This is a genomic window from Pseudomonas sp. GL_091 (assembly GCF_057837725.1).
Window position 1 is genome coordinate 229,715 of sequence record NZ_CM174451.1, and the last position, 17,671, is coordinate 247,385.

Here is a 17,671-nt window from a genome sequence, read left to right on the forward strand (position 1 = left end):
CAGACAGTCCGGTCGCCCGTGAGGAGTTTTTACCGTGAGTGAGCGTTCCAGCCATTGGCAATTGCAGACCATCGTCAGCCAGCTGCGCACGGCACGTGAGCAGTGGCGTGCACAAAACGGCCGGGCCACCGGCGAGCAGGGCGGTCGCGAATTGCCGTCCCGCGCAGCCATGGCGGACATTCTCGAAGCCCTGTGCGGTGCATTGTTCCCGATGCGCCTGGGGCCGGTGGACTTGCGTGAGGAGAGCGAAGACTTCTACGTCGGCCACACCCTGGATGTGGCGTTGAATTCACTGTTGGCCCAGGCGCGGCTCGAATTGCGCTACGCCGCGCGCCACAGTGCCCAGGCCGAGACTGAAGTCGAAGCCCGGACCATCCAGATCATTCAGGACTTCGCCCTCGCCCTGCCAGGGTTGCGCAGCCTGCTGGACACCGACGTACTGGCGGCCTATCACGGCGACCCGGCGGCCCGCAGTGTTGATGAAGTGTTGTTGTGCTATCCGGGGATTCTGGCGGTGATTCACCATCGTCTGGCCCACCATTTGTATCGCGCCGGATTGCCGCTGCTGGCGCGGATCAGCGCGGAAATCGCTCACTCGGCCACCGGCATCGACATTCACCCCGGTGCGCAGATCGGCCGCAGTTTCTTCATCGACCACGGGACGGGTGTGGTGATTGGCGAAACCGCGATCATCGGCGAGCGTGTACGGATTTATCAGGCCGTGACCTTGGGGGCCAAGCGCTTCCCGGCGGACGAAGACGGTCAACTGCAGAAAGGCCAGCCTCGGCATCCGATTGTCGAGGATGACGTAGTGATTTATGCCGGGGCGACGATTCTCGGGCGGATCACCATCGGCCAGGGCTCGACCATTGGCGGCAACGTCTGGCTGACCCGTAGCGTGCCGGCGGGCAGCAACCTGACCCAGGCGAATCTGCAGCATGATGATGGGGCGCAGAAGTAGTCTCCTGAATCTTCGCTGACTGTTCTGGCCTCTTCGCGAGCAGGCTCGCTCCCACATGGATCTCTGGTGCACACAACGTTGTGGCCGACCAAGAACCCTGTGGGAGCGAGCCTGCTCGCGAAGCTTTTAAATCCTACTTACTTCCTCCCTTGAGCTAGCGTAAGAACACCACCGCCGAGCCCTGCGATTAGTCCTTAGCCCCCTATCCATGTTTAACTTGAACGTTCATTCAAGTTAAACAGGCGGTTCGCTGCCCGCTCACAACAGGAGGCTTGCCTTTGCTGAGTCCGATTTCTACAGCCACGTTTTACCCCTTCGAGGTGCACCGAACATGAGTGCATCGTCCATCCCTCCAAGCGGTCTGATCCGCATGAATCCGCCGGTGTTCTGGTTCTCGGCGAGTTTCATTCTGTTGTTTGGTGTCGTTGTCATCGCCATGCCCGAGCAGGCCGGTGCCTGGTTGCTGGCGGCGCAAAACTGGGCGGCCAACACGGTCGGCTGGTATTACCTGCTGGCGATGACCCTGTATCTGGTCTTCGTGGTGGTCACCGCCTTGTCCGGCTACGGCAAGATCAAGCTCGGTGCCGACCACGACGAGCCCGAATTCAGCTATTTGTCCTGGGCCGGCATGCTGTTCGCCGCCGGGATCAGCATCACCCTGTTTTTCTTCTGCGTGTCCGAGCCGCTGACCCACATGCTGCAACCGCCCCAAGGCGAGGCCGGTACGGCGGATGCGGCGCGTCAGGCGATGCAGATTCTGTTTCTGCACTGGGGCCTGCATGGCTGGGGCGTGTTCGCCTTTGTCGGCATGGCGCTGGCCTACTTCGCCTACCGGCATAACCTGCCACTGGCCCTGCGCTCGGCGCTGTATCCGCTGATCGGCAAGCGCATCAATGGCCCCATCGGCTACGCGGTGGATGGCTTTGGCATCATCGCCACGGTGTTCGGCCTCGGCGCGGATATGGGCTTCGGCGTGCTGCACCTCAACTCGGGCCTGGACTATCTGTTCGGCATCGCCCACACCCAATGGATTCAGGTCGGCCTGATCACCTTGATGATGGGAGCTGCGATCATCGTTGCGGTATCCGGCGTCGACAAGGGCGTGCGGGTCATGTCCGACATCAACATGCTGCTGGCCTGCGCGCTGCTGCTGTTTGTGTTGTTCGCCGGCCCCACGCAGCACTTGCTCAACACCCTGATCCAGAACCTCGGCGATTACCTCGGCGCCTTGCCGATGAAGAGTTTCGACCTCTATGCCTACGACAAACCCAGCGACTGGCTGGGTGGCTGGACAGTGTTCTACTGGGCTTGGTGGATTGCATGGTCGCCGTTCGTGGGCCTGTTCATCGCACGGATTTCCCGTGGCCGGACCATCCGCGAATTCGTCTTCGGCGTACTGTTGATTCCGCTGGGCTTCACCCTGGCGTGGATGTCGATCTTCGGCAACAGCGCGATCGATCAAGTGCTCAACCACGGCATGAGCGCGCTCGGCATGTCGGCCATCGACAATCCGTCGATGACGCTCTACCTGCTGCTGGAAACCTACCCGTGGAGCAAAACCGTCATCGCGGTCACGGTGTTCATCAGCTTCGTGTTCTTCGTCACCTCCGCCGACTCCGGCACCGTGGTGCTGTCGACGCTGTCCGCCAAGGGCGGCAACCCTGATGAAGACGGGCCGAAATGGCTGCGGGTGTTCTGGGGCGCGATGACCGCATTGGTGACCAGCGCGCTGCTGTTTTCCGGCAGCATCGATGCGTTGAAGTCGGCGGTGGTCCTGACCTCGCTGCCGTTCTCGCTGATCTTGCTGTTGATGATGTGGGGGCTGCACAAGGCGTTTTATCTGGAATCGCAGAAGCAGATTGCGCAGATGCATTCCTTGGCACCGGTGTCCGGTTCACGGCGGGGCGGCTGGCGTCAGCGTTTGAGTCAGGCAGTGCATTTCCCATCGCGGGATGAGGTCTACCGCTTCCTCGATACGACGGTGCGCCCGGCGATTGAAGAAGTGTCTGCCGTGTTCATCGAAAAGGGTTTGCACGTAGCGACACACCCGGATCCGGCCAATGATAGCGTCAGCCTGGAAATCGGCCACGGCGACCAGCATCCGTTCGTGTATCAGGTGCAGATGCGTGGCTACTTCACGCCGTCGTTTGCCCGTGGCGGCATGGGTTCCAAGCAACTCAACAACCGCCGCTATTACCGGGCCGAAGTGCATTTGAGCGAGGGCAGTCAGGACTACGATCTGGTCGGCTACACCAAGGAGCAGATCATCAACGACATCCTCGACCAGTACGAACGGCACATGCAGTTCCTGCATCTGGTGCGCTGATCAGGCCTTCACGTCTCGGTGGTCAACACCATGAACAACACCAGCGCCGCCACCGGGACACCGAACACGGCGCTACCGACCACCAGTTCGGTGCTCAATGGCTGGCCGGCATGCACTATGCCGACTGCGCCGTTGATCAGCGTCAGCGCCAGCCACAGCACGATAAAACTGTAGGCCAGGGTTTGGCGGGTGAAGCCGATGTTCTCACCGATGTAGAGCATCAGCGCCAGGAGGATCAGGCCGAAGGTGATGATGATGGTGGTGTGCATGGTGGGCTCTGCCTTCAGATGTGTGCTGCCATCGAGGCCGCTATCGCGAGCAGGCTCGCTCCTACAAGGATCACAGCGAGCCCTGTGGGAGCGAGCCTGCTCGCGATAGGGTCACTGCGGTATTTGACTGAGCATAGTTAAACCAACCCACCATTGACCCGCAAAATCTGCCCATTGACCCACGCTGAATCCGGCCCGGCGAGGAAGGACACGACACGGGCAATGTCTTCTGGCTGACCGAGACGCTCCAGCGGCGCCATCTTCGCGAAATTCTGAATCTGCTCCTCACTCTTGCCGTGCAAAAACAGCTCGGTCGCCACCGGCCCGGGAGCCACCGCATTGACGGTAATGTTGCGGCCGCGCATTTCCTTGGCGAACACCTGGGTCAGGGATTCCACTGCCGCTTTGCTGGCGATGTACACCGCGTAGCCCGGCAGATTCATGCCGACGGTGCTGCTGGAGAAGTTGATGATCCGGCCACCGCTGTTCAGGCGAGTTGCCGCTTCACGCAGGGTATTGAAGGTACCGCGAGCGTGGATGTTGAAGTTCTGCTCGAACAGTTCGTCGCTGTGTTGCGCCAGTGGCAGCACCTTGAGGATGCCGGCGTTGTTCACCAAAACATCGACCTTGCCGAACTGGGTTTCAACCTCGTCGAACATCCGGCGCACGTCGTCGGCATTGGCCACATCGGCCTTGATCGCTATAGCCTGGTGGCCGGCCTGACGCAGTTCCACCACTAGTTTCGAGGCTTCGGTGGCGCTGCTGGCGTAGTTGATGGCAACGGCGAAACCTTCGCTGGCCAGTTGTTTGGCGATGACCGCGCCGATGCCGCGGGAGGCGCCGGTCACGATGGCAACTTTCGGAGTTTGATGAGCCATGTTGGTGTTCCTGTTGATGGGGTGTGAAGTCAATTTCACATGTTTACTCAGGGCGATAAATGCACGAGAGTTGCCTTGACTGTTCAATAATCGCCAACAATCGAGCGCCTGGAGTGAGCTGTGGACCAAGTCAAAGCGATGAAGGTTTTTGTGCGGATCTACGAGCGCAGCAGCTTCACCCAGGCGGCCGATGACCTGAACCTGCCTCGCGCGACGCTGACTCACACTTTGAATCAGTTCGAGGCCTGGCTGGGTACGCGTTTGTTGGAGCGCAGCACGCGTAAAGTGCGTCCGACGCTGGATGGCGAGGCCTACTACCTGCGTTGCGTGCAACTGCTGGCAGAGCTGGAAGAAGCGGAATTGGCGTTTCGCGGCGTGGCACCGAAGGGGCGGCTGCGGGTGGACTTGCACGGGACATTGGCCAAGCACTTCGTGATCCCGGCATTGCCGCAATTCATGGCGCGTTATCCCGACATCGAGCTGTCCATCAGCGAGGCTGACCGTCAGGTCGACCTGATCACCGAAGGTATCGATTGCGTGTTGCGGGCAGGAACATTGGGTGACTCCACGCTGATCGGCAAGCGTGTCGCCAACCTGCGTCAGATCACCTGCGCCAGCCCCGCCTATCTGCGCAAATACGGCGAACCGAAAAGCCTCGCCGACCTGAGCCAGCACCGGGCGGTGAACTACGTTTCGCGCACGACGGCCAAGTTGTTCCCGTTTGAATTCATGGTGGACGGTGAACTCAAGGAAGTGGCCATCGACGGTGCGATCTCGGTGTTCGGCGCAGAAATCTACGCCGCCTCGGCGATTGCCGGGCTGGGCCTGATCCAGTGCCCGCATTACCGGATGGAAACGCAAATTGCCCAAGGGTTGATCAAGGAAATCCTCACCGACACCCCGCCGCCATCAATGCCGGTTTCAGTGCTGTACCCGCACAACCGACACATGTCGCCCAGGGTCCGGGTGTTTGTGGATTGGTTGGGGGAGGTGTTTGCGGAGGGCACGGTAGCTTGTCAGCCGGGAAATATATGAAACGTTTCAGCAATTAGTCGAGTCCGGGGTTTTCTGGCGTTTGTCTGGGCGTATGCTGGGCGACTGGCGAACCAGTCGAGACCAGATTCAAGACCTACAAGAGAGGATTCGATGACTTACACCGCTGCCGAAAACCGCTACGACTCCATCCCTTACCGCCGCGTGGGCCGCAGCGGGCTGGTGCTGCCGGCGCTGTCGTTGGGCCTGTGGCACAACTTCGGCGACAGCACGCCGATCGATACCCAGCGCGCGTTGTTGCGCACGGCATTCGACCTGGGCATCAACCACTTCGACCTGGCCAACAACTATGGCCCGCCGTACGGCAGCGCCGAGATCAACTTCGGCCGTTTACTGCGTGAAGACTTCAAGCAGTACCGCGACGAGTTGATCATTTCCAGCAAGGCCGGTTGGGACATGTGGCCCGGCCCTTACGGACAGGGCGGCGGTTCGCGCAAGTACGTGCTGGCCAGCCTCGACCAGAGCCTGCAACGCCTGGGCGTGGACTACGTCGACATCTTCTACTCCCACCGTTTCGATCCGGACACCCCGCTGGAAGAAACCGCCAGCGCACTCGCCACAGCGGTGCAGCAGGGCAAGGCGTTGTACATCGGCATCTCTTCGTACTCCGGAGTGAAGACCCGTGAAATGGCGGTGCTGCTCAAGGAGTGGAAAGTCCCGTTGTTGATTCACCAACCGGCCTACAACCTGCTCAATCGTTGGGTGGAAAAGGACCTGCTGGATACCACCGAAGAACTGGGCACCGGCGTGATTGCCTTTACGCCGCTGGCCCAGGGTTTACTGACCGACAAATACCTCAACGGTGTGCCGGCGGATGCGCGGGTCAACCGTCCGGGCGGTGGTTCGTTGCAGGCATCGCATTTGTCCGAGGCCAACATCGCCCAGGTGCGGGCACTCAACGAAATCGCCAAGCGTCGCGGCCAGAGTCTGGCGCAACTGGCACTGGCCTGGACCCTGCGCGATCCTCGGGTCACTTCGGCCTTGATTGGCGCGAGCCGGACGGAGCAGATCATCGAGAACGTCGGGGCGTTGAAGAACCTGAGCTTCAGTGCGCAGGAACTGGCGGAAATTGACCGGTTTGCCCAGGAGGGCGGGATCAATCTTTGGGAGAAGCCTTCTACTGCGCAATAAGTGATCGGCACTGGATTTCTGGTGCCTGTTCCGGCCCCTTCGCGGGCAAGCCCGCGAAGGGGCCATCAGCGTCACTACAAAAACAGGCGGTTCAGCGAAAAAACGGCGCATCCCCCAACACCGTCGCCCGCTGCATCACCCGCCGCGCCGGGCGGTAATCGTCCACCGCGTAATGCTGGGTCACGCGGTTGTCCCAGAACGCGATGTCGTCCTGCTGCCAGCGCCAGCGAATGATGAATTCCGGTCGCGTTGAATGGGCGAACAGGAACTTCAGAATCGCCTCGCTCTCGGTTTCCGACAGCTCGTTGATCTTCGAGGTGAAACCTTCGTTGACGAACAGCGAGCGGCGCCCGCTCACCGGGTGCGTGCGGATCACCGGGTGCGACAGCGGCGGATTCTTGCGTCGTGCTTCTTCCCACTGGGCCAGTGCCTCGGGCGTGTTGCCATAGCGCTCCAGCGGGAACGAACGGGTGAAGTCATGGGTGGCGGTCAGACCTTCGAGCAAGGTTTTCATCGGCGTCGACAGGGCTTCATACGCCGCAATCCCGCTGGCCCACAACGTGTCGCCGCCAAACTCCGGCAACAGCTTGGCGCTGAGCACCGCGCCCATGGCCGGGGTCGGCAGGAAGGTGACGTCGGTGTGCCAGATCGCGTTGTCGCGTACGTCGGTGACGGCGGTGTCGAGGATCAGCACTTGCGGCTGTTCCGGCACGTTGGGGTAGATCGGGTGAATGTGCAGGTCGCCGAAATTCGCGGCGAATCGCGCCTGTTGCTGTGGCGTGATCGGTTGGTTGCGGAAGAACAGGACCTGATGCTTGAGCAGGGCCTGTTCGATGGCATCGCGCTGTTCCAGGTTCAGCGGCTGGCTGATGTCGACGCCGCTGATCTGTGCACCGAGGGCGGAGCTTAAAGGGACGATGGTCAACTGGCTCATGGTGGTTCTCTTCAATTCGGAGGCCGTGCTTTTTGTAGAAGCGAGCCTGCTCGCGATCGCGGTGCATCAGTCAAAGCATTGTTGCCTGATAATCAGCAATCGCGAGCAGGTTCGCTCCTACAGGGTTGTTCAATATTCAGTGGGCCTGGCCATGCCACGGCACCAGTTTGCGCTGCAGGGCGCGCAGGCCCAACTCCATCGCGAAGGCGATCAGTGCGATCACCAGAATCCCCAGTACCACCACATCGGTGACCAAAAACTGCGCGGCCGATTGCACCATGAAGCCCAGACCGCTGGTGGCGGCGATCAATTCGGCGGCGACCAGCGTCGACCAACCCACACCGAGACCAATGCGCACACCGGTCAAGATATCCGGCAAGGCACTCGGCAGGATGACGTAGCGAATCAACTGCACGCGCGTTGCGCCCAGCGACTGCGCGGCACGCAATTTGGCCGGGTCGACCGTGCGCACACCGGTGGCGGTGGCGATGGCAATCGGGGCGAAGATCGCCAGGTAGATCAGCAGCACTTTCGACAATTCACCGATGCCGCACCAGATCACGATCAGCGGCAGATAAGCCAACGGTGGAATCGGCCGGTAGAACTCGATCAGCGGGTCAAGCACACCACGGGCGATACGGTTGGCGCCGATGGCGATTCCCACTGGCACGGCAGTGAGAATCGCAAAGCCGAGGCCCAGGCCGATGCGACTCAGACTCGCGCCGAGGTGCTGCCACAGGGTTGAATCCATATAACCCGAGGTCGCCAGCAGCCAGCCTTTTTGCAGCACGGCGGAAGGCGGCGGCAGGAACAACGGCTCGATCAAGCCGGTCGTCGTCACGGCCCACCAAATAGCAACGAGAGCGACCAGCGTCAGCACACTGATCCAGCGAGTGCTCAAACGGCGACTTGCCGGAATCACGGCTGAGCCTGGCGTTATCGCTGCGACGGGAATTTCGTAGCTGCTCATGCGCGCTCCTGCCGATGGGCGGTACTGCGTTGGGAGAACACTTTGGCGAGTACGTGTTCGCGGGTTTCGATAAAACGCGGGTCGGACTTGATCGAGCGGGCCGACTCACCGGCGGCATAACGCTGACCGAAATCGAGGGGCAGGCGCTCGACGATTTGCCCAGGGTTGGGCGCTAACAGAATCAGGTCGGTGGCGAGGAATACGGCTTCTTCGATGTCATGGGTAATCAGGAACACCGGCTTGGCGGTGCGTTGCCAGACTTGCAGCAACAGCTCCTGCATCTGCTCGCGGGTGAAGGCGTCAAGGGCGCCGAAAGGTTCGTCCATCAGCAACACGCGTGGGTCGGCGGCGAGGGCGCGGGCCAGGCCAACACGCTGCTTCTGGCCGCCCGAAAGCTGCCAGATGCGGCGCTGTTCAAAACCGGACAGATCGACCAGGGCGAGCATTTCCCGGGCGCGAGCTTCGCGTTTTTCACGGGCGATCCCGGCCAGCTCCAGGCCGAACCCGACGTTGGCCAGCACGTCTTGCCATGGCAGCAGCGCGTCGTCTTGGAACACCACGCCGCGCTCGGCGCTCGGGCCTTTGACTGGCACGCCGTCGAGGGTGATGCGCCCGGCGCTGGGTTCGACGAAACCGGCAATCAGGTTCAATAGCGAAGTCTTGCCACTGCCGGACGGGCCGAGGGCGACCAGCAATTGCCGGGGCCCCAGGCTCAGGGAGATATCCGCCAACACCGGTTCCGGGTTGCCGGGGTACTGTGCGCTGATGCGCTCCAGCTGTAGCAAGGCCATCGCGTTGACTCCCGATCAGTTGGTGATGAACTTGGCGCTGACGTACGGCGCGTAGTCCGGCAGCACGGCCTCGACCTTGCCTTGTTCCTTGAGGAACGCCGCGGTGTCGGTGATGGCTTTGGTGGTCGGCGCGCCGAGGGTGAGTACCTGGTCAGCCGCCAGCGGGTAGACGTTGCCTTGCAACAGCAATGGAATGTCGCTGGCCTTGGCGCCGGAGAGCTTCACCAGTTTGTCGACGTTGCCCTGGTTGGCGAGCCAGGCTTGCGGGTCTTTGCGGTAATCGGCGTAGGCGTCGAGGGTCACTTTGGCGAACGCGGTGACGATCTCCGGGTGCTTCTCGGCGAAATCCTTGCGCACGATCCAGGCGTCGAAGGTCGGTGCGCCGAACTTGGTCAGCTCGCCGGAGGTGATCAGTACCTTGCCGTTTTCCTTGGCGACACCGAGGGCCGGGTCCCATACGTACGTGGCGTCGATGTCACCGCGTTTCCAGGCGGCAATGATCGCGGGTGGAGCCAGGTTGAGAACGGTGACTTTCGACGGGTCGATGTTCCAGTGCTTCAGCGCGGCGAGCAGGCTGTAGTGGCCGGTGGATACAAACGGCACGGCGATTTTCTTGCCGATCAGGTCTTGCGGGGTCTTGATCCCGGAACCGTCGCGGGCGACCAGGGCTTCGGCGGCGCCGATCTGGGTGGCAATGAGGAAGGTTTCCACCGGGACTTTACGGGTGATGGCGGCGGTCAGAGGGCTGGAGCCGAGATAGCCGATCTGCACGTCGCCGGAGGCGATGGCGGCAATGATGTCGGCACCATTGTCGAATTTGCGCCAGCTGATATCGGCCTTGGTGGCCTTTTCGTAAGCGCCGTCAGCCTGGGCGACTTTCGCCGGGTCAACGGTGGTCTGGTAGGCGACGGTGAAGTCGGCCGCCTGGGCAAAAAAGCTCGCGGTAGCCAGGGAAGCGGCCGCCAGCAAGCGAAGAGGGAAAGTCAGTTTCATCAGAAAGCTCCTTGTCAGGCGACCGATTGTCGGCGTGAGAAAGAGACTAAATGATCTAAGAATTCGAAAATAAATAACTTTTTCGAATTAGCTTATGGAGGAAAAATTAAGCAAGAGTTACCGCGTACCGCTTTTGTGGCGAGGGAGCTTGCTCCCGCTGGAGGCCGAAGGACTCCCATTTTGCGACTGCTGCGCAGTCGAGCGGGACGGTGCGGCGTTCCGACAAGCTCCCTCGCCACAAAGATGTGTATTTAGTTGCTGATTGCCAGAATGCTCGCCTGGTACGCTCCGACAAACACATCGAAATCACCGACTTCGTTCTGCTCCAGCTCAGCCTGCTCAGCCAGCGACGAACGCGCCCGCTCTTCAAATTTCGCCTGTTCCTCAGCCGGCAACGGCTCGCTGCGGAAGAACTCGGCATGGGCCTGGCTCTGGCGCAGGGAGAACTGAGCGAAACTTTCCTTGTGCTCAGCCATCGCCGCCAATACCTGGGCCGACGGCGTCAGGGACGGATCCCGGACCTTGGCCATCTGGGCGTCCAGCGCCTTGCTGTGGGCATTGCCGCCATGGCTCTGGTCGAGCATCGCCGCCAGAGGGGCGATTTTTTCCAGCAGCTCGCCGGCCCATTCCTTCAGGTCAACCGGCTGGCCATCCCGTTGCAGTTGCAGGCCTGGGCGACGACCTTCCTTGACCACGCTGAGGAAGTTCGAGGTCGCGTTGCCGCAACTGGTGTTGGTCAGCAGCGGGCTGTCATTGAGCGCGCAGTACAGCAGGAACGCATCGAGGAAGCGCGACTCGGTAAGGTCGATGCCCATTGGCAGGAACGGGTTGATGTCCAGGCAGCGTACTTCGACGTACTGGATGCCGCGGGCCATCAGCGCCTGGATAGGACGCTCGCCGGTGTAGGTCACGCGTTTGGGGCGGATGTTGGAGTAGTACTCGTTTTCGATCTGCAGGATGTTGGTGTTGAGCTGAACCCACTCGCCATCCTGGTGGGTGCCGACTTCGACGTACGGCGCATACGGCGTAGCCACCGCTTTGCGCAGGCTGTCGGTGTAGCTGTTCAGATCGTTGTAGCACGGCGTCAGACCGGCCTGGGCGTTGCTCTGGTAACCCAGGTCGCTCATGCGCAGGCTGGTGGCGTACGGCAGGTACAGGGTATGCGGGTCCAGTTGTTCCAACTGGTGCGAACGACCGCGCAGGAAGCCGGCGTCCAGTGCGGGTGAAGCACCGAACAGGTACATCAGCAGCCAGCTGTAGCGGCGGAAGTTGCGGATCAGCGCGATGTAGGACGACGACTGGAAATCGCGGTCGGTGCCGACAAAGCCTTCGGCCTGCTTGAGCAACGGCCAGAGTTTTTCCGGCAGGGAAAAGTTGTAGTGGATGCCGGCAATGCATTGCATGGTCTTGCCGTAACGCAGGGCCAGGCCCTTGCGGTAGACGTACTTGAGCTGCCCGATATTGGACGTGCCGTAATAGGCGATCGGGATATCTTCCTCGGCCGGCAACGGGCACGGCATCGATGGGCTCCACAGATACTCGTTGCCGAGCTTGCTGTAGGCAAAGCGGTGAATGCTGTCCAGGCTCGCCAGCGTATCGGCAGGATCAGGCAGGGCCGGGGTGATGAACTCCAGCAGCGACTCGGAATAGTCGGTGGTGATCTGTTCATTGGTCAGCGCGGAACCCAATTCTTCCGGGTGCGGCGTTTGCGCCAGGCGACCTGCATCGGTCACGCGCAGGCATTCACGTTCGATGCCGTGAAGGCACTGTTCGAGCAGAGAGAGGTTAGCGCGCTCGCCGAGCAGGGCCAGGCGGCGGTTGAGAAGTTCGCTCAAGTTGGATTCCTTCACGCGTCAGTCGCCCCAATATGGGGGTGGGCAAGACGGTCTACAAGGGTGAAGTTAAAACTGGCGTTTTCGCCTGGTTTTGTAGGAGCGAGCTTGCTCGCGATGGAGGTTAACGATAACGCGGGGTGCCTGAATGAAAACGGCGCCCTGACGTTCATCGCGAGCAAGCTCGCTCCTACAGGTCTTAGCGCCGAAATTAACTCAAATCGATGACATCTAGCTATAGGACAGCGAACGTGCCTTGTGCTTTTGCGACCAGTTTGTCGCCCTGCATCACATCGGCCTCGACCACCAATGTGCGGCGGCCCGGGTGGATCACCCGCGCCGTGCACATTACCTCGCCGTCAGAGACGGCGCGGATGTAGTTGATCTTGCACTCGATGGTCGCGCTCTGCTGGTCAAAGCCGTGGGTGCTGGAACAGGCCAGCCCCATGGCAATGTCCACCAGGCTGAACAAGGCCCCGCCGTGCAGCTTGCCACCGCGATTGCGCAGCTCCGGTTCCAGCGCCAGGGCGACTTGCGCCATCCCGGTTTCCAGACTGTGCAAGCGGCAGCCCAGCAGCTTGAAAAACGCGCTTTCGGTCAGCCCGGCGGGAATGTCCATCAGCGTTTCTTCAACTGCTTGGCATTGGCGAACAGCGAAGCCATGGCGTTGTTGCTCGGTGCTGCCGCCGTGGTTTCCTTGCGCGGGGCGGTGTTTTGGGACTGGCGTGGCGCCGATCCCGGACGTGCGCCGCGAGCGCCGTCGATTTTCTCGCCCGGGGTGTCGCTCATGCGCATCGACAGGCCAACGCGTTTGCGCGGAATGTCGATTTCCATGACCTTCACTTTTACCACGTCACCGGCCTTCACCGCTTCCCGTGGATCCTTGATGAACTTCTCCGAAAGCGCGGAGATGTGCACCAAACCGTCCTGATGCACGCCGATATCGACGAAGGCGCCGAAGTTGGTCACGTTGGTCACCACGCCTTCGAGGATCATGCCCAGTTGCAGGTCCTTGAGGTCTTCGACGCCTTCCTGGAACTCGGCGGTCTTGAACTCGGGGCGCGGGTCGCGCCCAGGCTTTTCAAGCTCCTGGAGGATGTCGGTCACGGTCGGCAAACCGAAGGTTTCATCGGTGTACTTCTTCGGATCGAGACGCTTGAGGAACGTGGCATCGCCAATCAGCGAGCGGATGTCACGGTCGGTTTCGGCGGCGATACGCTGAACCAGCGGATAGGCTTCCGGGTGAACCGCCGACGAGTCCAGCGGGTTTTCGCCGTTCATGACACGCAGGAATCCGGCGGCCTGTTCGAAGGTTTTCTCGCCCAGGCGCGCGACTTTCTTCAGCGCAGCGCGGGTTTTGAACGCACCGTGCTCGTCGCGGTGGCTGACGATGTTCTGCGCCAGGGTCGCGTTGAGGCCGGAGATCCGTGCCAGCAGTGCCACGGACGCGGTGTTCACGTCCACGCCGACGGCGTTCACGCAGTCCTCGACCACCGCATCAAGGCCACGGGCCAGTTTCAGCTGCGACACGTCGTGCTGGTACTGGCCGACGCCGATGGATTTCGGATCGATTTTCACCAACTCGGCCAACGGGTCTTGCAGGCGACGGGCAATCGACACGGCGCCACGGATCGACACGTCGAGGTCCGGGAACTCTTTGGAAGCCAGCTCCGATGCGGAGTAAACCGATGCACCGGCCTCGGACACCATGACCTTGGTCATCTTCATGGCTGGGTATTTCTTGATCAGTTCCGCGGCCAGCTTGTCGGTCTCGCGGCTGGCGGTACCGTTGCCGATGGCGATCAGGTCCACCGAGTGCTTGGCGCACAGGGCGGCGAGCACGGCGAGGGTCTGGTCCCACTTGTTGTGCGGCACGTGCGGGTAAACCGTGGCGTGATCCAGCAGCTTGCCGGTGGAGTCGACCACGGCGACCTTGCAACCGGTGCGCAGGCCCGGGTCGAGGCCCAAAGTGGCGCGCGGGCCGGCCGGGGCCGACAGCAGCAGGTCGTGCAGGTTGTGGGCGAACACGTTGATCGCTTCGGTTTCCGCGCCATCGCGCAACTCGCCCAGCAAATCAGTCTCCAGATGGGTGTAGAGCTTGACCTTCCAGGTCCAGCGCACCACTTCGCCCAGCCATTTGTCGGCGGCGCGGTTCTGGTTCTGGATGCCGAATTGCTGGCCGATCATGCCTTCGCACGGGTGCATGGTGCCCGGCAGTTCGTCGCCGACTTTCAGCGCGGAGCTGAGGATGCCTTCGTTGCGGCCACGGAAAATTGCCAGCGCGCGGTGCGACGGCATGCTTTTGAGCGGTTCGTCGTGTTCGAAGTAATCGCGGAACTTGGCGCCTTCCTCTTCCTTGCCGGCGATCACGCGGGCACTGAGGGTGGCTTCCTGCTTGAGGTAGTTGCGCAGCTTGTCCAGCAGGCCTGCGTCTTCGGCGAAGCGTTCCATCAGGATGTACTTGGCGCCTTCGAGGGCCGCCTTCACATCGGCCACGCCTTTTTCCGCGTCGATGAAGCGTGCGGCTTCGGTTTCCGGGCTCAGGGACGGGTCGTTGAACAGGCCGTCGGCCAGTTCGCCGAGGCCGGCTTCCAGGGCGATCTGGCCCTTGGTGCGACGCTTCTGCTTGTACGGCAGGTACAAGTCTTCGAGGCGGGTCTTGGTGTCGGCGAGCTTGATGTCGCGTTCAAGTTGCGGGGTCAGCTTGCCCTGCTCCTGGATGCTGGCGAGGATGCTGATACGCCGTTCGTCGAGTTCTCGCAGGTAGCGCAGGCGCTCTTCCAGATGACGCAATTGCGTATCGTCGAGGCTGCCGGTCACTTCTTTCCGGTAACGGGCGATGAAGGGGACGGTAGAGCCTTCATCGAGTAGCGCGACGGCCGCTTCGACCTGTTGTGGGCGTACACCGAGTTCCTCGGCGATGCGGCTGTTGATGCTGTCCATAAAACCACCTGACAAATTGTGAAAGCAGGCTCGCAGGCGCAGAGATAGGGCCTCGGCGAGTCTGGTTGAGCGGCCTGGCCTGCGCCGCTACCTGGATCAAAAGGTATCCCGTTGACCCGTGAAATCGAACAATTACTGCCGACGCCATGAAAATAAATGGTGTCCGTCTGTAGTACCTGTCTGATGTTGCCTGACACAAAAGGCCGCGCATTATAACCAGCGTTACGGCATTCGGGGGCATCGCGGGTTGCCGGTGCAATGGCCGGTTTTCTGGCGGTATAGGAAAAATCTGCTAACAATGCACACGGTGCGTATAACGGCAGCTACGCCATAATGCGTGCCGAGATCAAAGGAGCATCCAATGAGCAGCACTGCACAAACTGCTGAAGGCGAAAAAATTCTTATCGTTGACGACGATCCGGGGCTCAGCAGCCTGCTGGAGCGTTTTTTCGTCAGCAAGGGCTACCGCGCCCGCGCCGTACCGAACACCGAACAAATGGATCGCCTGCTGGCGCGCGAAGTATTCAACCTGGTCGTCCTCGACCTGATGCTGCCCGGCGAAGACGGCCTGACCGCCTGCCGCCGCCTGCGCAATGCGAACAACCAGATTCCGATCATCATGCTCACCGCCAAGGGCGACGAACTGAGCCGCATCAAGGGCCTGGAACTGGGCGCCGACGATTACCTGGCCAAACCGTTCAACCCGGATGAGCTGATGGCTCGCGTCAAAGCGGTCCTGCGTCGCCAGTCGGCTCCGGTGCCGGGCGCGCCAGGCAGCGAAGACGAAAGCGTAACCTTCGGTGACTACGAGTTGTCCCTGGCTACCCGCGAGCTCAAGCGCGGCGAAGAAGTGCACATGCTCACCACCGGTGAATTCGCTGTGCTCAAGGCCCTGGTGATGAACGCGCGTCAACCGCTGACCCGTGACAAGTTGATGAACCTGGCCCGTGGCCGTGAGTGGGATGCCCTGGAGCGTTCCATCGATGTGCAGATTTCCCGTCTGCGCCGGATGATCGAGCCCGATCCGTCCAAACCGCGTTACATCCAGACTGTCTGGGGCGTGGGTTACGTGTTTGTACCGGATGGTACCGCCACCAAGTGATTGGCGAATTGTAGGAACGGGTCATGCGGACAACGGATCAATCGATCCTGTCCGCAGACTCGCGATCCGCAATATGCGAGCATCGCTCGCTCCTGCAAGTGTTTAACGGTTATCCATGAAAACCCCCGTTTGGTTCCCCCAGAGCTTCTTCTCCCGCACCCTTTGGCTGGTGCTCATCGTCGTACTCTTCTCCAAGGCACTGACCCTGGTTTATCTTCTGATGAACGAAGACGTGCTGGTGGACCGCCAGTACAGCCACGGTGTCGCCCTGACGCTGCGCGCCTATTGGGCTGCCGATGAAGAAAACCGCGGCAAGATCGCCGAGGCCGCGACCCTGATCCGGGTGGTGGGTGCCGGCGTGCCGGAAGGTGAACAGCACTGGCCTTACAGCGAGATCTACCAGCGGCAGATGCAGGCGGAGCTGGGTGCCGACACTGAAGTCCGGCTGCGCATGCATTCGCCACCGGCGCTGTGGGTCCGGGCGCCGAGCCTGGGCGATGGCTGGCTGAAAGTACCGCTTTATCCCCATCCGTTGCGCGGCCAGAAAATCTGGAACGTGCTGGGCTGGTTCCTCGCTATTGGCCTGCTGTCCACCGCTTCGGCCTGGATCTTCGTCAGCCAGCTCAATCAACCGTTGAAGCGTCTGGTGTATGCCGCGCGGCAACTCGGCCAGGGCCGCAGCGTGCGCCTGCCGATCAGCGATACGCCGAGTGAAATGACCGAGGTTTACCGCGCCTTCAACCAGATGGCCGAAGACGTCGAACAGGCCGGTCGCGAGCGTGAACTGATGCTGGCCGGGGTGTCCCACGACTTGCGTACGCCGCTGACACGCTTGCGCCTGTCCCTGGAACTGATGGGCGATCGCACCGACCTGACTGACGACATGGTGCGTGACATCGAAGACATGGACGCGATTCTCGATCAGTTCCTGGCGTTCATTCGCGACGGGCGTGACGAGTCGGTGGAAGAGGTTGACCTGAGTGACCTGGTCCGTGAAGTTGCCGCGCCGTATAACCAGACCGAAGAAAAAGTGCGATTGCGTCTGGAACCTATCCAGCCGTTTCCATTGCGTCGTGTGTCGATGAAGCGGCTGCTGAACAACCTGATCGGCAACGCGCTGCATCATGCTGGCAACGGTGTGGAGGTGGCGGCGTATGTATCCGGGGACACCAGCGCACCGTATGTGGTGCTGAGTGTCATGGACCGTGGTGCCGGTATTGATCCGTCGGAACTGGAAGCGATTTTCAACCCGTTCACCCGCGGTGATCGTGCCCGGGGCGGCAAAGGTACCGGATTAGGTCTGGCGATCGTGAAGCGGATTGCTTCGATGCATGGCGGCAACGTTGAACTGCGTAACCGCTCGGGCGGTGGGCTGGAAGCGCGGGTGCGGTTGCCGTTGGGGTTGATGTTGCCGCGGGATGCTGTTTAGCAAACACAGAGGCCTTTGTGGCGAGGGAGCTTGCTCCCGTTCGGCTGCGCAGCAGCCGC

Annotated in this window: 15 protein-coding genes; 6 read left to right on the forward strand and 9 right to left on the reverse strand. The window is 61.2% G+C overall.

Going from position 1 to position 17,671, the window contains the following annotated elements; all coding sequences use genetic code 11:
* The first annotated feature begins 34 nt into the window (after window positions 1-34).
* Together epsC and betT are read left to right on the forward strand one after the other, a co-directional pair.
* Window positions 35-961: a serine O-acetyltransferase EpsC gene (gene epsC / locus AC3ITY_RS01030; RefSeq protein ID WP_489307158.1), complete on the forward strand. Its 927-nt coding sequence runs from the start codon at window positions 35-37 to the stop codon at window positions 959-961.
* Between the two features lie 370 nt (window positions 962-1,331).
* The gene (gene betT / locus AC3ITY_RS01035) at window positions 1,332-3,287 is read left to right on the forward strand and encodes a choline transporter BetT (protein WP_223532864.1); all 1,956 of its coding nucleotides are present in this window, start codon (window positions 1,332-1,334) and stop codon (window positions 3,285-3,287) included.
* An 8-nt stretch (window positions 3,288-3,295) separates the two neighbouring features.
* Here betT and AC3ITY_RS01040 read toward each other — a convergent pair whose 3' ends face one another.
* Both AC3ITY_RS01040 and AC3ITY_RS01045 read right to left on the reverse strand, forming a co-directional pair.
* Window positions 3,296-3,556, reverse strand: a complete 261-nt coding sequence (locus AC3ITY_RS01040) for a hypothetical protein (protein WP_095946417.1) — start codon at window positions 3,554-3,556, stop codon at window positions 3,296-3,298.
* Window positions 3,557-3,693: 137 nt separating this feature from the next.
* A complete protein-coding gene (locus AC3ITY_RS01045) occupies window positions 3,694-4,434 on the reverse strand; it encodes an SDR family oxidoreductase (RefSeq protein ID WP_489307159.1) in 741 nt (246 codons plus the stop codon).
* A gap of 120 nt (window positions 4,435-4,554) precedes the next feature.
* Between AC3ITY_RS01045 and AC3ITY_RS01050 the strand changes: the two genes are divergently transcribed.
* Entirely contained in the window at window positions 4,555-5,469 is a 915-nt protein-coding gene (locus AC3ITY_RS01050; protein ID WP_489307160.1) for a LysR family transcriptional regulator, read from the forward strand.
* Window positions 5,470-5,580: 111 nt separating this feature from the next.
* Window positions 5,581-6,618, forward strand: coding sequence for an L-glyceraldehyde 3-phosphate reductase (gene mgrA, locus AC3ITY_RS01055; RefSeq protein ID WP_489307162.1), 1,038 nt, complete (start codon window positions 5,581-5,583; stop codon window positions 6,616-6,618).
* 91 nt (window positions 6,619-6,709) lie between these two features.
* Here the strand turns inward: mgrA and tauD are convergent, their stop codons facing one another.
* From tauD to AC3ITY_RS01090, 7 genes are all read right to left on the reverse strand, one after another.
* The gene (gene tauD, locus AC3ITY_RS01060) at window positions 6,710-7,552 is read right to left on the reverse strand and encodes a taurine dioxygenase (protein WP_489307163.1); all 843 of its coding nucleotides are present in this window, start codon (window positions 7,550-7,552) and stop codon (window positions 6,710-6,712) included.
* A 136-nt stretch (window positions 7,553-7,688) separates the two neighbouring features.
* Window positions 7,689-8,522 carry a taurine ABC transporter permease TauC gene (gene tauC, locus AC3ITY_RS01065; protein WP_489307165.1) on the reverse strand — a complete coding sequence of 278 codons (834 nt, stop codon included), beginning with the start codon at window positions 8,520-8,522 and terminating at the stop codon, window positions 7,689-7,691.
* Window positions 8,519-9,313 (reverse strand): taurine ABC transporter ATP-binding subunit, encoded by a 795-nt coding sequence (gene tauB / locus AC3ITY_RS01070; protein ID WP_489307167.1) that lies wholly within the window; start codon window positions 9,311-9,313, stop codon window positions 8,519-8,521. Before tauB ends, tauC begins: the two co-directional genes overlap by 4 nt.
* Before the next feature lie 15 nt (window positions 9,314-9,328).
* Window positions 9,329-10,306, reverse strand: coding sequence for a taurine ABC transporter substrate-binding protein (gene tauA, locus AC3ITY_RS01075; protein WP_489307168.1), 978 nt, complete (start codon window positions 10,304-10,306; stop codon window positions 9,329-9,331).
* Window positions 10,307-10,557: 251 nt separating this feature from the next.
* On the reverse strand, window positions 10,558-12,141 hold the full coding sequence (gene gshA, locus AC3ITY_RS01080) for a glutamate--cysteine ligase (protein ID WP_489307170.1): 1,584 nt from the start codon (window positions 12,139-12,141) through the stop codon (window positions 10,558-10,560).
* A gap of 232 nt (window positions 12,142-12,373) precedes the next feature.
* Window positions 12,374-12,757, reverse strand: a complete 384-nt coding sequence (locus AC3ITY_RS01085) for a PaaI family thioesterase (protein WP_489307172.1) — start codon at window positions 12,755-12,757, stop codon at window positions 12,374-12,376.
* Window positions 12,757-15,081, reverse strand: coding sequence for a Tex family protein (locus AC3ITY_RS01090; RefSeq protein ID WP_489307173.1), 2,325 nt, complete (start codon window positions 15,079-15,081; stop codon window positions 12,757-12,759). The genes AC3ITY_RS01085 and AC3ITY_RS01090 overlap by 1 nt, the downstream gene beginning before the upstream one ends.
* 361 nt (window positions 15,082-15,442) lie before the next feature.
* Here AC3ITY_RS01090 and ompR point away from each other — a divergent pair, with 361 nt between their 5' ends.
* Window positions 15,443-16,183, forward strand: a complete 741-nt coding sequence (gene ompR, locus AC3ITY_RS01095) for an osmolarity response regulator transcription factor OmpR (RefSeq protein WP_007972873.1) — start codon at window positions 15,443-15,445, stop codon at window positions 16,181-16,183.
* 115 nt (window positions 16,184-16,298) lie between these two features.
* Window positions 16,299-17,612, forward strand: coding sequence for an ATP-binding protein (locus AC3ITY_RS01100; protein ID WP_223457366.1), 1,314 nt, complete (start codon window positions 16,299-16,301; stop codon window positions 17,610-17,612).
* The last annotated feature ends 59 nt before the right edge of the window (window positions 17,613-17,671 follow it).